Raw genomic sequence first — 14,546 nt, 5'->3', positions numbered from 1 at the left:
GCTGGCAAGCCAGCTCCTACAGTTGTTGCGTTGCTATAGGGTTAACGTCAAACGACTGACCAACGCCCCCGGCAACAACGCCGACGCCGTCGCCCGCTGGCTGTACGTACTCGCCGACAGCAACAACTCCCGCTCCGCGGTCAACGCTTCCAGCCGCGAACCGAGCAGGCTGAAGGCGCTGTCATCAAAGCGCATGGTGTTGACCGGTGCTTGAATCTCGCCGTTCTCGACCCAGAACGTGGCAAAGCGGGTCATGCCGGTCAGGCGTGCGGCCGGTTGATCCGAAAAGTTCAGGTACCACAGGTTGCTGATGTACAGCCCCGTACCCAACTGCTTGAGGATGTCCGCGTCAGGCAATGCCCCGGCTTTCATGTTCAGCGCGCTCGGGGATTCACCACCGCTGGCGCCGTTGGCAGTCAAACCGTACTCCGCGGCGCTGCGCGAACTGACCAGTTGTGCCCCGGCCTTGCCGTTGACGATCAACCCCAGGTCACTGCGTGGATAACCTTCATCGGAAAACGCCGGGCTCAGTGAGCCGCTGACTTTTTCGTCCAGCGAGACCAGCGGGCTGAACGCGCTGTCGCCACCGTAGAGCCTTTGCAGCGGGCTGCTTTTGCTGGCAATCGACTGTGCCGAGAAACCACCCCAGCACAGCATGCCCATGATTTCTTCCAGCGCCGCCGGTGCCAGGTAAGCACGGTACTGGCCGGGCGCCAACGTGCGTAGCGGCCGTCCCAGAAACTCAAGCTGCTCGCGGGCTTGCTCGAAGCGTTTGGCAAAGCCTTCGCTGTTCCAGTCCTGCCCGGCATAGCTGGCCTTTACCGCCTGGCCGTTCTCGTGGAACAGGCTGAAGTCGAAATTGAAACTGTTGGCCTGATGCCAGCCGAAGGCGCCCGAAGAACTGGCAAAGCCACGACTGATCGGTCCGGCAGCGTAGAAACCGACAAGATCCAGGCCTTCGGCGGCCTGGGAGATTTGCGCGACCACCTGTTCGGTGTCCGGCAGCGGTTGGGCCTGCACGTTGTTGCTCTGCCAGCCATTGTGGTTGAGCAGCAGATACGGGTCCGGAGGTAGCAGCGGCAAGGTGTCGCGCAGCTGTTGCAGGCCTTCGTTCAAACGTTGCAGATCAACCTGGGGGTCGCCGGCCAAAGTGATTTGCAGGTCGGCATGGCGGCCTTCGTTGATCAGTTTCAGGCCGATGCTCGCCTGCTGCACCTGACCGGCCTGACGCACCTTGGCGTGGTTGAAACGTATGAAGGCCGAGGATTCGGCGGCGTAGCTGAGGGTGAACTGTTCGGGCTCGTGAAGCGCTGCACGCAGGCTGTTGACCAGCGCCTTGAACGATGCGGACTGGCTGATTGACGGATGCATCAGGCGTCTCCTCCGAATACATCAACGTTACTGAACACGCAGGCCGGTGACGCGTGGCCGACGCGGATCACCTGGTTCGGCTCGCCCTTGCCGCAATTCGGTGTGCCGAGGACCTTGAAAGTGCTGGCATCGCCGACGGCGCTGAGGCTTTTCCAGAACTGCGCGGAGATGCCCCTGTAATTGGGATTCTTTACCACCCCCTTGAGTTCGCCGTTTTCGATCAGTTGGCCCCATTCGCAGCCGAACTGGAATTTATTGCGGGCATCGTCGATCGACCAGGAACGGTTGGTCGACATCAGCACGCCGTGTTCGATACCGCCGATCAGTTGCTCGATGGACTGATCGCCCGGCTCGATGTTGAGGTTGGCCATGCGATCGATCGGCGGTCGGTTCCAGCCGCAGGCGCGGCTGTTGGCGACGCCGTCCATGCCTGCCCGGAATTGCGACAACGCACCGCCCAGCGGGCGCAGCAACAGGCCTTCGCGGATCAGGAACTGTTTGCTGGCGGGCGTGCCGTCGTCGTCATGGCCATAGCTGGCGAGTTCTTCGGGGATGTCCGGGTCGAAGGTCACGTTGAGCAGGCCGGAGCCGTATTGCAGTCGGCCGAAATCTTCGGCTTTGACAAAGCTGGTGCCGGCGTAATTGCGCTCGTCACCCAGAATGCGGTCCAGCTCCAGCGGATGGCCGATGGATTCGTGGATTTGCAGCATCATCTGGTCGGGCATCAGCAGCAGGTCGCGCTTGCCTTGCGGTGTGTTCGGCGCCAGCAGCAGTTGCAGCGCCTGATCAGCCACCTGGGCACCGGCACCGATCAGGCCGCAGCGGCTGATGACGTCCGCCGCGCCTTGCTGGCCGAAGTTCTCGCGACCCAGGCTGCGGGTCTGGCTGTCGTTGCCGTCGTAGGCCGTGACGTCCAGGCCGGGGTAAACAAAGCGTTGCGCCTGGCGCAGTTCGGCGCCGGCGCTGTTGAGGTAAATCTGCTCGACGTGAGTGATGCCGAGGCTGACCTGCCAGTTCACCAGACGCTCGTCCCTGGGCACGGCGGCCGACTCGGCGCCGAGCAGTTGGTAGCAGTCGCTAAGGGACGGGAAGGGCTGGTCGAGGTTCGGCGAAAAGTAATCGGCGCGGTCGCTGGAAACAGCCTGTTCACGCAGGTCCAGCAAGGCGTGGGGCTTGAGTCGACGGGCCTGGAGTTCGGCGCGCTCAAGGGCGGCCTGCAGGCCTTGTTGCGACAGATCGTTGGTCGCCGAATAAGCCTCGACGCCATTGACCCGCACGGTCAGCATCGCCCCTTCGTCACGGCTCAGGCTCGGCGGTTCGGCGACATTCTTGCGCACCGACAGGTGCTGCCCGGATTCGCGCACATAACGCAGGGAAAAGAATTCAGCACCCGTGCGCAAGGCAGCGAAGCGCTGCTTGAGCTGGGGGTAGAAGTCGAACATTCGTGAACCTCCTGGTTATGGAGTGGCGATGGCGCGGTGCTGCGAGGGGAAGGGGTGAAACGATTGCGTGGCGCTAGATTAGGCCTGCGAGGGGGGGAGGATCAAGTTTGTATCGGGCTTGCTAGTGATTGCCGGGAGAGAGGTGTTGCCTGGCCGGGCCTCTTCGCGAGCAAGCCCGCTCCCACAGTAGTCCTGGTTGGATCACAAATCTGCAATCCAACCCGAAACCTGTGGGAGCGGGCTTGCTCGCGAATAGCCGTGACGCGGTGTAACGCCTTACGCCGTCTGGCTCACTTCCCGCACCGGCTTGCCCTTCACCGGCGCTTCACCGGCCACATAGTATGTGGCTGTGCTGCGCGGCAATGGCTTGCGGCCACGGATCTTGTCGGCGATTTTCTCGGCCATCATGATCGTGGGTGCGTTGAGGTTGCCGGTGGTGATGATCGGCATGATCGAGGCATCGACCACGCGCAGGCCTTGCATGCCATGCACGCGACCTTCGCCATCGACCACGGCCATGTCGTCGGTGCCCATCTTGCACGAGCAGGACGGGTGGAACGCGGTTTCAGCGTGTTCGCGGATGAACTTGTCCAGTTGCTCGTCGGTTTGCACCTCGATGCCCGGACTGATCTCGCGACCGCGGAAGGCGTCCAGTGCCGGCTGTTGCATGATTTCACGAGTCAGGCGGATGCCGTCGCGGAATTCCTGCCAGTCCTGCTCGGTGGCCATGTAGTTGAACAGGATGCTCGGGTGCTGGCGTGGGTCCTTGGACTTGGCCTGGATGCGCCCACGGCTTGGCGAACGCATGGAGCCCATGTGCGCCTGGAAGCCGTGCTCTTTCACACCGTTGCTGCCGTTGTAGTTAATCGCCACCGGCAGGAAGTGGTACTGGATGTTCGGCCATTCGAATTCCGGGCGGGTGCGGATGAAACCGCCGGCTTCGAACTGGTTGCTGGCGCCGATGCCGGTGCCGTTGAACAGCCACTCGGCACCGATGGCCGGCTGGTTGTGCAAGAGCAGCGACGGGTATAGCGAGACCGGTTGGGTGCAAGCGTATTGCAGGTACAGCTCAAGGTGGTCCTGCAGGTTTTCACCGACGCCCGGCAGGTCGTGGACCACCGGAATGTCGAGCTTGTTCAGCAGCTCGGCCGGGCCGACGCCGGAGCGTTGCAGGATCTGCGGCGAAGCGATGGCGCCGGAGCACAGCAGCACTTCCTTGCGTGCCTTGACCTCGACACGCTCTTCAGCCGCGCCCACCAGGTAACGCACGCCGACCGCACGCTTGCCTTCGAACAGGATCTTGTCGGTCAGGGCGTGGGTGACGATGGTCAGGGTCGAACGCTTCTTGGCGACGTCCAGGTAACCACGGGCGGTGGAGGCACGACGACCTTTCGGTGTCACGGTGCGATCCATCGGGCCGAAGCCTTCCTGCTGGTAGCCGTTCAAGTCTTCGGTGCGCGGGTAACCGGCCTGCACGCCGGCTTCAACCATGGCGTGGAACAGCGGGTTATTGCCGGCTTTCGGCGTGGTCACGCTGACTGGGCCTTCGCCACCGTGGTAGTCGTTCGGGCCGATGTCACGGGTTTCCGCCTTGCGGAAATATGGCAGGCAGTCGAGGTACGACCAGTCTTCCAGGCCTGGCAGTTTCGCCCAGCCGTCGTAGTCCATGGCGTTGCCGCGGATGTAGCACATGCCGTTGATCAGAGAAGAGCCGCCCAGGCCCTTGCCGCGACCGCACTCCATGCGACGCCCGTCCATGTGTGGCTCTGGATCGGTTTCGTAGGCCCAGTTGTAGCGACGGCCCTGCAGCGGGAACGCCAGGGCGGCCGGCATTTGTGTGCGGAAGTCAAAACGGTAGTCCGGGCCGCCGGCTTCGAGCAGCAGGACGGTGACGCCGGCGTCTTCGGTCAGACGGGTCGCCAGGGTGTTACCGGCCGAGCCGGCACCGATGATGATGTAGTCGAATTCTTGGGACATTGAATGCACCCTCTTTGATGGTGGTCAGGTCGGGCCTCGGCGAGTGCTGCGCACTCGATCGCCGGCAAGCCGGCTCCTACAAGGGCGGGGTAACCGCAGGTTTGGCGAACGACGCCGAACCTGTAGGAGCTGGCTTGCCAGCGATGACGGCCTGGCAGGCAATACAAGACTCGGGTCTTAGAACACCGAGACGTAATCGCCCAGCTCGACCTGTACCGATTTGATGCGGGTGAAGTTGTTCAGCGAGCTGATGCCGTTCTCACGGCCGACACCCGACTGCTTGTAGCCGCCAACCGGCATCTTCGCGTCGGACTCGCCCCAGGCGTTGATCCAGCAGATACCGGCTTCCAGTTGATGGATCACGCGGTGCGCGCGGTTCAGGTCGCGGGTGACGATACCGGCGGCCAGGCCGAATTCGGTGTCGTTGGCGCGACGGATCACTTCTTCTTCGGTTTCGTAGGTGAGGATCGCCATCACCGGGCCAAAGATTTCTTCACGGACGATGGTCATGTCGTCGGTGCAGTCGGTGAACACGGTCGGGGCCACGAAGGCGCCTTTGGCGAATTCGCCGTCGGTCAGACGCTCGCCGCCGCACAGTACGCGGGCACCTTCTTCCTTGCCCTTGGCGATGTAGCCCAGCACGTTTTCCATGTGGGCGAAGCTGACCAATGGGCCGAAGTTGGTGTTTTCGTCTTCAGGGTTGCCGACGCGGATGCGCGCAACGCGCTCAACGATCTTGGCTTCGAAAGCGGCTTTCAGGTGGGCCGGTACGAACACGCGGGTGCCGTTGGTGCACACCTGACCGGAGCTGTAGAAGTTGGCCATCATCGCGGTGTCGGCAGCGCGATCGAGATCGGCGTCGTCACAGATGATCAGCGGCGACTTGCCGCCCAGTTCCATGGTCACTTCCTTGAGCGAAGAGCTCGAAGCGCTGGCCATGACTTTCTTGCCGGTGTCGGTGCCGCCGGTGAACGAGACTTTCTCGATGCGCGGGTGCTCGGTCAGCCAGGTGCCGACTTCACGGCCGCTGCCGGTCAGGACGTTGAACACGCCGTTTGGCACGCCGGCTTCGGTGTAGATCTCGGCCAGTTTCAGGGTGGTCAGCGAGGTGACTTCGCTTGGCTTGAAGATCATCGCGTTACCGGCCGCCAGGGCTGGCGCGGATTTCCACAGGGCGATCTGGATCGGGTAGTTCCACGCGCCGATACCGGCCACGACGCCCAGCGGCTCGCGACGGGTGTAGACGAACGAGGTGGTGCGCAGCGGAATCTGCTCGCCTTCGATGGCCGGAACCAGGCCTGCGTAGTACTCCAGCACATCAGCGCCGGTGACGATGTCGACGTAGCGGGTTTCGGAGTACGACTTGCCGGTGTCCAGGGTTTCCAGGGCGGCCAGTTCGTCGTTGCGCTCACGCAGGATTTCCACGGCGCGACGCAGGATGCGCGAACGCTCCATGGCGGTCATGGCGGCCCAGATTTTCTGGCCCTTTTCGGCGCTGACGACGGCGCGCTCGACGTCATCGAAGGTGGCACGTTGTACTTTTGCGAGGACTTCACCGTTAGCCGGGTTGATGGCTTCGAAAGTGGCGTCGCTGCTGGCGTCAGAGTAAGCGCCATCGATGTAGAGTTTTTGCAATTCGAAACGGGCCATAAAGTCCTCGCAAGTGCATCAGTGATTGGCGCGGTCCGGTGGTTGAGCGTTCTGTGTGCTCTAACTCACCTGCTTGGCCAGTTGGAAATCCATGTATTCGTAAGCGATCTGGTGCGCCTGCCCGGTGTCGAAAGCATCTCCCGACAGCGCGCCGCGCAACCACAAACCGTCAATGAGGGCTGCCAGGCCACGGGCTGCACTGCGCGCATCGTCGAGCGGCAGTACGCGGCGGAACTGGCAGCACAGGTTGGAATACAGACGGTGATCGTTGATCCGCTGCAACCTGTGCAAAGACGGGTGGTGCATGCTGGTGGCCCAGAAGGCCAGCCAGGTTTTCATTGCCGGGCCATTGACCTGGCTGGCGTCGAAGTTGCCTTCGATGATCACCTGCAGATGCGCCCGCGGGCTTGCATCTGTCAGCGCCTGACGGCGCGCGGTGACGTTCTCGCTGAGGACACTCATCAGGTACTGCGCCGTGGCAGCGATCAGGCCGTTCTTGTCCTGAAAGTAATGACTGATGATGCCATTCGAGACACCGGCCAAACGGGCGATCAGCGCAATGCTGGCGTCCCCCATTCCGACCTGGTCGACCGCCAGCAATGTGGCTTCGATCAACTGTTGGCGACGGATGGGTTGCATACCGACCTTGGGCATCTTGCACATCTCCTTAGGCCTTCCGGCAGACGTCAAACGACTACCGGCTTGAGGGCCAGTCTATTTTGTTTTGATTGAACGTTCAATCAACAAAGAATAAGATCTGCGACAAATCGTCGCTGCCTACAGATTTTCCCTACATGTAGCGGCGGAAAAAATGACTTCCGAATCTGCTCGAAACCTACGCGCTGTGGCGCTCCAGGGGTTTCGGGCTTTTTTCGGGGTGTCTTTATATCACCCGCCGGTCGGCTGCCCACTAACCGATTGGTCGGGTAACTCGTTTGCCTTGCGTTCTTCTCTCGCACTGCCCGGAGCATCTGTGCCATGAGTTCTGCCTCGCTAATAAAGACCCCACCGCAGAAGGTGTCGGTCAACGGTTGGGTGTTCTACACCTCTACCGCGTTGATTCTGTTGTTGACCGCCATTCTGATCATCGCCCCGCAAGAGGCCGGCAGAATGCTGGGTACGGCGCAAGCCTGGTTGTCCCGCAGCTTCGGCTGGTACTACATGGTGGTGATTGCCGCCTATCTGATTTTCGTCGTCGGCCTGGCGTTTTCGTCCTATGGCAAACTGAAGTTGGGCAGCAAGGATGACACCCCGGATTTCAGCTACGGCGCCTGGGCGGGGATGCTGTTTTCCTCGGGCATCGGCATCTCGTTGTTGTATTTCGGCGCGTCCGAACCGCTGGACCACTACTTCAACCCGCCGGAAGGCGTCGCCGGCAGCAACCTCGCGGCACGTCAGGCAGTACAACTGACTTTCCTGCATTGGGGCCTGCACGGCTGGGCGATTTACGCGCTGGTCGGCTTGGCGGTGGCGTACTTTGCCTACCGTCATAACCAGCCGCTGGCGTTGCGTTCGGCGCTGTATCCGCTGGTGGGTGAGCGTTGGGTCAAGGGCGCGGCCGGTCATGCGGTGGACGGCTTCGGCATGTTCGTGACCCTGCTGGGTCTGGTGACCAACCTGGGGATTGGTTCGCTGCAGGTGTCATCGGGCCTTGAAAACCTGTTCGGCATGGAGCACAGCAACACCAACCTGCTGATCGTGATCATCGTGATGAGCACTGTGGCGACCATCGCCGCTGTGTCGGGCGTGGAAAACGGCATCCGTCGTCTGTCCAACCTGAACATCGTATTGTTCAGCGGCTTGCTGATTTTCGTCCTGCTGTTCGGCCCGACCCTGCACCTGCTCAACGGCTTCGTGCAGAACGTCGGCGACTACTTGAACGGTGTGGTGCTGAAGACCTTCGACCTCTATGTGTATGAAGGCGACGCCGAGAAGTCCGACCGCTGGTTGGGCCTGTGGACCCTGTTCTACTGGGCCTGGTGGATTTCCTGGGCACCATTCGTGGGCATGTTTATCGCACGTATTTCCCGTGGCCGCACGGTGCGTGAACTGGTGGCCGGCGTACTGCTGATTCCGCTGGGCTTCACCCTGGCGTGGCTGTCGATCTTCGGTAACTCGGCCCTGGACCTGGTGATGAACCATGGGGCGGTGGAGCTTGGAAAAACGGCGCTGGAACAGCCGTCCATGGCGATCTACCAGTTGCTTGAGCATTACCCGGCGTCGAAGGTGGTGATCGGCGTATCGATCTTTGTCGGTTTCGTGCTGTTCCTGACCCCGGCGGATTCCGGCGCGGTGATGATGGCCAACCTGTCGTGCAAGGGCGGTACCGTCGATGAAGACGCTCCGCACTGGCTGCGGATCTTCTGGTCGGCGGTGATCACCCTGGTGACCATTGGCCTGCTGTTCGCCGGCAACTTTGAAGCCATGCAGACCATGGTGGTACTGGCCGGTCTGCCGTTCTCGGTGGTGCTGGTGTTCTTCATGTTCGGCTTGCACAAGGCCATGCGCCAGGACGTGCAGATCGAACAGGAGCAAGCGGAACTGGCGGCACGCGGTCGTCGTGGTTTCAGCGAGCGTTTGACCCAGCTGGACCTGCAACCGAGCCAGTCGGTGGTGCAGCGCTTCATGGACAAGCAAGTGAGCCCGGCGCTGGAAGATGCGACGGCGCAAATGCGTGCTCAAGGCCTGCAGGTGCAGACGCTGCTGGGCAAATCCAAGCGTTGCATGGGCGTGCGCGTCGAGATGGAGGAGGGCAACCCGTTTGTCTACGAAGTCAGCCTGGATGGTTACCTGGCTACGCCGACTGAATCGGCACAGTCCGATGAGGCGCGTCAGCGTTTCTATCGCGCCGAGGTTTACCTGCATAACGGTAGCCAGGACTACGACTTGATGGGTTTCACTCAAGATCAGATCACTCGTGACGTGCTCGATCAGTTTGAAAGCCATCGGCAGCTCCTTGGCCGGGTTTACAGCTGAGTTGTGAGGGGCGAGGTGTTTCAGCCTGAAACACCGCGCTGCTTTTGTAGGAGCTGGCTTGCCAGCGAATGCCTCACTGCGGTTTGCCTGTCACACCGCCTTCGCCGGCAAGCCGGCTCCTACAGGGATAGCGTCGTTACAAATAATCTGTTCAAACAAAAACGCCGCGATTCTCTCGCGGCGTTTTTGTGTCTGTTGCCTTACCCCAGGTTCTTGCCGAGCAGTGCGTGATACAGCTCGCTGTCGCCCAGAATCCCCACCACCTTGTTGTTGTCATGCAGCACCAGCTTGTTGCCGGTCTGATAACGAATCTGCAGCGCATCGCGCATGCCGATGTTCGAGTCCACCAGGGTTGGTCGACGACCCAGGCCTTCAACGGCCTGACCCGGTATCCAGTTCTGCAAGTCCAGCGCAGACCCGTTCTGGCGAGCACCCTTGATGGTATTGCCTTCGGCCAGATCCAGCCACGAATCACCGCCTGGATCCAGGCACACCGAACCGTTGATGCGCTTGCAGTTGTCCAGGGTGCGCATCAGGCTGCGGCCGCACAGTACGTTCAGCGGGTTGGTGTGGGCCACGAAGGTCCGCACGTAGTCGTCCGCAGGGTTGAGGACGATTTCTTCCGGCTTGCTGTACTGGATGATCCGGCCGTCTTTCATGATCGCGATGCGGCTGCCCAGTTTCAGGGCTTCGTCGAGGTCGTGGCTTACGAACACGATGGTCTTGCTCAGCTTGCGTTGCAGTTCCAACAGTTCGTCCTGCAGACCCTGGCGGATCAGCGGGTCGAGTGCCGAGAACGGTTCGTCCATCAGCAGGATGTCGGCGTCCATCGCCAGGGCACGGGCCAGGCCCACACGTTGTTGCATACCACCGGACAGCTCGTTGGGTTTCTTGTTGCGCCACTGGGTCAGGCCCACCAGCTCAAGCTTGTCGTCCACCAGTTTGCGTCGTTCCTTCTCGGGCCGACCCTGCATTTCCAGGCCAAAGCTGATGTTCTCGCGAACGGTCAGCCAAGGCATCAGGGCGAACTTCTGGAACACCATCGCGATGCGTTTGGTGCGCATCATTTTCAGTTCGGCCGGGGTGCAGGAGGCGATGTCGATCTGCTTGCCTTCGTGCTCGACGAACAACTTGCCACGGCTGACGGTGTTCAGGCCGTTGATGCAGCGCAGCAGGCTGGACTTGCCGGAGCCGGACAGGCCCATCAGTACGCAGATTTCACCTTTTTCGATATCCAGGCTGGCTTTTTCAACACCGACGATCTGCCCGGTCTTTTTCAGGATCTCGTTGCGGGTCATGCCCTGATCCAGCAGCTTGAGCGCCTCGCGTGGATCTTTGGAGAAGATAACGTCAACGTTATCGAAGCGAATAATGCTCATGCGTCACCCCCTACCTTGGCGTCGGGTTGTTTGCAGATACGGTCGAGCATGATCGCCAGCAGTACGATCGCCAGGCCTGCTTCGAAGCCCAGGGCGATATCAGCAGTGTTCAGTGCGTTGACCACCGGTTTGCCCAAACCATCGGCGCCCACCAGTGCCGCGATCACCACCATCGAAAGAGACAGCATGATGCACTGGGTGATGCCTGCCGCGATGCTTGGCATGGCGTGGGGCAGTTCGATTCGCGAGAGCAGCTGACGCCGGGAGCAGCCAAAGGCCTTGCCGGCGTCCATCAGTTCTTCCGGAACATCGCGGATACCCAGGTAGGTCAGGCGGATGGGCGCGGCAATCGCGAACACCACCGTCGAAATCAGGCCCGGGACCACACCCAGACCAAAGAGGGTCAGGGTAGGAATGAGGTACACGAAGGTCGGTACGGTCTGCATCAGATCGAGTACCGGACGCATTAAAGTATAGAACATCGGTTTGTGCGCGGCGACGATGCCCAAGGGTACGCCGATGACCACGCAGACCAGGGTGGCGAACATCACCTGGGCGAGGGTTTCCATGGTTTCCTGCCAGTACCCCAGATTGAGGATCAGCAGAAAGGAGGCAACGACAAACGCGGTCAGGCCCCATTTGCGTTGAATGAAGTGTGCCAGTAGCGCGATCAGGCCGATCAGTACCAGCGGGTTGAACCAGGTCAGCGCAAACGTCACGCCGTGGATCATCGTTTCCAGTGTCACGGCGATTGCGTCGAAGGTGCTGGCGCCGTGTTGCGTCAACCATTCAACGAAGCCCGCGATGTACTGGCCTAAGGGGATTTTCTGATCAATCAGCATGGTAGTGAACGTCCGCATGCAAGGAAATAAACAGCCCGGACGGCCTGCGCCGTCCGGCATAAGCGATTACTGTGCGAGCTTGGCTTTCACGGCTTCCAGGCCAGGTTTACCGTCAGTGGTGGTCACGCCAGCGAGCCAGGTATCGAGCACCTGTGGATTCTTTTTAAGCCAGGCCTTGGCGGCCGCGTCAGGCTTCATCTTGTCGTCCAGGATGTTGCCCATCAGTTCGCTTTCCATGTCGACCGTGAACTCCAGGTTTTTCAGCAACTGACCGACGTTGCTGCATTCCTCGGCGTAGCCCTTGCGGGTGTTGGTCGCCACAGTGGCGGCGCCAAAGTCGGGGCCGAAGAAATCGTCGCCGCCGGTCAGGTATTGAATCTTGAAACGCTTGTTCATCGGGTGCGGCGCCCAGCCCAGGAACACCACGGCGGTGTCGCGTTTCTGCGCGCGGTCGACCTGCGACAGCATGCCGGCTTCGCTGGACTCGACGACCTTGAAGCCCGCGTCCTTGAGGCCGAAGGCGTTCTTGTCGATCATCGACTGGATCAGGCGGTTGCCGTCGTTGCCAGGCTCGATGCCGTAGATCTTGCCGTCGAGTTCTTTCTTGAATTTGGCGATGTCGGCGAAGTCATGCAGCCCCTTGTCGTACAGGGCTTGAGGGACGGCGAGGGTGTACTTGGCGCCCTTGAGGTTGGTACGCACGGTATCCACGGTGCCGGCATCGCGGTAGGCCTTGATGTCGTTTTCCATGGTCGGCATCCAGTTCCCCAGGAACACGTCCATGTTCTTGCCGTCGGCCAGCGACTTGTAGGTCACTGGCACGGAAATCATGGTGGTCTTGGTCTTGTAGCCGAGGGCGTTGAGCACGACGCTGGTGGTCGCGGTTGTCGCGGTGATGTCGGTCCAGCCGACATCGGAGAAGTTTACGGTATTGCACTGCGCCGGTTCTGCGGCTTGCGCCAGAACCGGCAGACTAAGCATGGCGGCCAACAACAACGACGGGGAACCTTTCATGGATGGACTCCTTGGTGTTTTTTTTGGCAGTGTTCCGACTGGACCACCGCACTTATAGGTTGCGGTTGGATGGCGTTCTGGAGACAGCTCTACCACGGCGCCTTGCAATCGAGTCGATATGATCATGTACCAGTGAAAATCTGACGCCTACAGGGCGCGTCGTATCCAGTACAGGGATGGTCGCATCCAGTGTCGGTGACGTCGTTTACAGATTTTTTCAGCCCTTTTTTCCCCTCTGAACCGCAAAAAAACGGCGAAAACACGGCGTAAAAGACACGCGGCGTTGGTGGGCATGAGTGCGTCGGTTAGAGACGTCGAACAACACGATAAAAGCTTGATGATGCGGTCATCTCGGCGGATTGCAGCTTCAGCGTAGCAGCTCCGTCACCGTGCGCTTTGGCGTGCGCAGTGGGCCCATTCAGGAGTTCGGCAGTCATGGCTATCAGTGTTTTCGACCTGTTCAAAATCGGCATCGGCCCTTCCAGTTCGCACACCGTGGGGCCCATGCGGGCGGCGGCGTTGTTTGTGCAGGGCTTGCGCGAGCGGGGGCTGCTGGAACAGGTGCGGCGTGTCGAGGTCCAGCTGTTTGGCTCGTTGTCGGCCACCGGCATCGGCCACGGCAGCGACAACGCGGTGATCATGGGCTTGATGGGCGAGTGGCCGGATGCGATCGATCCGTCGCAAATCGGCATCCGTATCCAGGCCCTGCGCGAAACCCACACGCTGTTGCTCGACGGTCGCCTGTCGGTGCCGTTCGTCTGGGCCCGGGACATGCGCCTGATCGACGAAAACCTGCCGTTCCACCCCAACGCCATGACCCTGGTTGTCGAAGGTGATGACGGCGAATTGCATCGCGACACCTACTATTCGGTTGGCGGCGGTTTTGTCGTCGATGAGGCGCAAGCCTCCAGCGGTGTCGTGGATCTGGATCGCACCGTACTTCCTTATGACTTTTCCAGCGCCGCCGAGCTGTTGCAGCTATGCAAGAAGCACAACCTGCGCGTGGCGGAATTAATGATGGCCAACGAGAAAGTCTGGCGCAGCGAAGAGGAAATCCGCAGCGGCCTGATGACGCTCTGGCGCGCCATGCAGGATTGCGTCGAACAGGGCCTGAAACACGAAGGCATCCTACCCGGCGGGCTGAACGTGCGCCGCCGCGCGGCCAAGCTGCATCGCAGCCTTCAGGAACTGAACAAACCCAATGTGATCGGCTCGACCTTGAGCGCCATGGAATGGGTCAACCTGTTCGCCCTGGCGGTCAACGAAGAAAACGCCGCCGGCGGGCGCATGGTCACGGCACCGACCAACGGCGCGGCGGGGATCATTCCGGCCGTGCTGCACTACTTCATGAAGTTCAGCGAGGCCGTGACCGACGCCAATGTCGTCGACTACTTCCTCGGTGCGGCGGCGGTGGGCATCCTGTGCAAGAAGAACGCCTCGATCTCCGGTGCCGAAGTCGGTTGCCAGGGCGAAGTCGGTTCGGCCTGCGCCATGGCGGCCGCCGGGCTGGCGGAAATCCTTGGCGCCACGCCAGAGCAACTGTGCAACGCGGCGGAAATCGGTCTGGAACACAACCTCGGCCTGACCTGCGACCCGGTGGGTGGACTGGTCCAGGTGCCGTGCATCGAGCGCAACGCGATTGCAGCGGTGAAGGCGATCAATGCCGCGCAGATGGCGTTGCGGGGCGATGGTCAGCACTTCATTTCGCTGGACCGGGTGATCCGCACCATGCGCGATACCGGTGCCGACATGCATGACAAATACAAGGAGACATCGCGGGGTGGGTTGGCGGTGAGTGCTGTGGAGTGTTGAGACCGCGTCGACCCCATCGCGAGCAAGCTCGCTCCCACGGGTTTTGCGTCGGTCACAAAAATTGTGTTCACCTTGATCCCTGT

At 60.9% G+C, this 14,546-nt stretch carries 10 protein-coding genes; 2 read left to right on the top strand and 8 right to left on the bottom strand.

Features of this window, described 5'->3' with window-relative positions; all coding sequences use genetic code 11:
- Window positions 1-33: 33 nt before the first annotated feature.
- The 5 genes from CD175_RS19300 to betI all read right to left on the bottom strand — a co-directional run bounded on the left by CD175_RS19300 (window position 34) and on the right by betI (window position 7,094).
- Window positions 34-1,371, bottom strand: a complete 1,338-nt coding sequence (locus tag CD175_RS19300) for a TldD/PmbA family protein (protein ID WP_104450087.1) — start codon at window positions 1,369-1,371, stop codon at window positions 34-36.
- The gene (locus tag CD175_RS19295) at window positions 1,371-2,813 is read right to left on the bottom strand and encodes a TldD/PmbA family protein (protein WP_104450086.1); all 1,443 of its coding nucleotides are present in this window, start codon (window positions 2,811-2,813) and stop codon (window positions 1,371-1,373) included. The genes CD175_RS19300 and CD175_RS19295 overlap by 1 nt, the downstream gene beginning before the upstream one ends.
- Window positions 2,814-3,089: 276 nt before the next feature.
- Entirely contained in the window at window positions 3,090-4,790 is a 1,701-nt protein-coding gene (gene betA / locus CD175_RS19290) for a choline dehydrogenase (RefSeq protein WP_104450085.1), read from the bottom strand.
- 177 nt (window positions 4,791-4,967) lie between these two features.
- Window positions 4,968-6,440, bottom strand: a complete 1,473-nt coding sequence (gene betB / locus CD175_RS19285) for a betaine-aldehyde dehydrogenase (protein WP_007975485.1) — start codon at window positions 6,438-6,440, stop codon at window positions 4,968-4,970.
- 60 nt (window positions 6,441-6,500) lie between these two features.
- Window positions 6,501-7,094, bottom strand: coding sequence for a transcriptional regulator BetI (betI, locus tag CD175_RS19280; RefSeq protein WP_007975486.1), 594 nt, complete (start codon window positions 7,092-7,094; stop codon window positions 6,501-6,503).
- Between the two features lie 381 nt (window positions 7,095-7,475).
- Here betI and CD175_RS19275 point away from each other — a divergent pair, with 381 nt between their 5' ends.
- On the top strand, window positions 7,476-9,416 hold the full coding sequence (locus CD175_RS19275; protein WP_240629017.1) for a BCCT family transporter: 1,941 nt from the start codon (window positions 7,476-7,478) through the stop codon (window positions 9,414-9,416).
- Window positions 9,417-9,616: 200 nt separating this feature from the next.
- On the opposite strand, the gene choV is transcribed toward CD175_RS19275, so the two are convergent.
- The 3 genes from choV to CD175_RS19260 all read right to left on the bottom strand — a co-directional run bounded on the left by choV (window position 9,617) and on the right by CD175_RS19260 (window position 12,651).
- Window positions 9,617-10,795 carry a choline ABC transporter ATP-binding protein gene (choV, locus tag CD175_RS19270; protein WP_007975488.1) on the bottom strand — a complete coding sequence of 393 codons (1,179 nt, stop codon included), beginning with the start codon at window positions 10,793-10,795 and terminating at the stop codon, window positions 9,617-9,619.
- Complete coding sequence (gene choW, locus CD175_RS19265; protein ID WP_104450084.1) at window positions 10,792-11,637, bottom strand: choline ABC transporter permease subunit; 846 nt, start codon at window positions 11,635-11,637, stop codon at window positions 10,792-10,794. Before choW ends, choV begins: the two co-directional genes overlap by 4 nt.
- 66 nt (window positions 11,638-11,703) lie before the next feature.
- Window positions 11,704-12,651: a choline ABC transporter substrate-binding protein gene (locus CD175_RS19260; RefSeq protein ID WP_104450083.1), complete on the bottom strand. Its 948-nt coding sequence runs from the start codon at window positions 12,649-12,651 to the stop codon at window positions 11,704-11,706.
- A gap of 435 nt (window positions 12,652-13,086) precedes the next feature.
- Here CD175_RS19260 and CD175_RS19255 point away from each other — a divergent pair, with 435 nt between their 5' ends.
- Window positions 13,087-14,463 carry an L-serine ammonia-lyase gene (locus tag CD175_RS19255; protein WP_104450082.1) on the top strand — a complete coding sequence of 459 codons (1,377 nt, stop codon included), beginning with the start codon at window positions 13,087-13,089 and terminating at the stop codon, window positions 14,461-14,463.
- The last annotated feature ends 83 nt before the right edge of the window (window positions 14,464-14,546 follow it).

The sequence above is a fragment of the Pseudomonas laurylsulfatiphila genome (assembly GCF_002934665.1).
Classification (GTDB): domain Bacteria; phylum Pseudomonadota; class Gammaproteobacteria; order Pseudomonadales; family Pseudomonadaceae; genus Aquipseudomonas; species Aquipseudomonas laurylsulfatiphila.
The sequence above is the reverse complement of the archived record's forward strand: the minus strand, read 5'-3'. Positions and strand labels throughout refer to the sequence as shown.

Excerpts from the sequence above, each read along its gene's own strand:
- choW (WP_104450084.1), bottom strand. The coding sequence starts at position 11,637 with ATGCTGATTGATCAGAAAATCCCCTTAGGCCAGTACATCGCGGGCTTC.
- CD175_RS19260 (WP_104450083.1), bottom strand. The coding sequence starts at position 12,651 with ATGAAAGGTTCCCCGTCGTTGTTGTTGGCCGCCATGCTTAGTCTGCCG.
- betI (WP_007975486.1), bottom strand. The coding sequence starts at position 7,094 with ATGCCCAAGGTCGGTATGCAACCCATCCGTCGCCAACAGTTGATCGAA.
- CD175_RS19255 (WP_104450082.1), top strand. The coding sequence starts at position 13,087 with ATGGCTATCAGTGTTTTCGACCTGTTCAAAATCGGCATCGGCCCTTCC.
- betA (WP_104450085.1), bottom strand. The coding sequence starts at position 4,790 with ATGTCCCAAGAATTCGACTACATCATCATCGGTGCCGGCTCGGCCGGT.
- choV (WP_007975488.1), bottom strand. The coding sequence starts at position 10,795 with ATGAGCATTATTCGCTTCGATAACGTTGACGTTATCTTCTCCAAAGAT.
- CD175_RS19300 (WP_104450087.1), bottom strand. The coding sequence starts at position 1,371 with ATGCATCCGTCAATCAGCCAGTCCGCATCGTTCAAGGCGCTGGTCAAC.
- CD175_RS19295 (WP_104450086.1), bottom strand. The coding sequence starts at position 2,813 with ATGTTCGACTTCTACCCCCAGCTCAAGCAGCGCTTCGCTGCCTTGCGC.
- betB (WP_007975485.1), bottom strand. The coding sequence starts at position 6,440 with ATGGCCCGTTTCGAATTGCAAAAACTCTACATCGATGGCGCTTACTCT.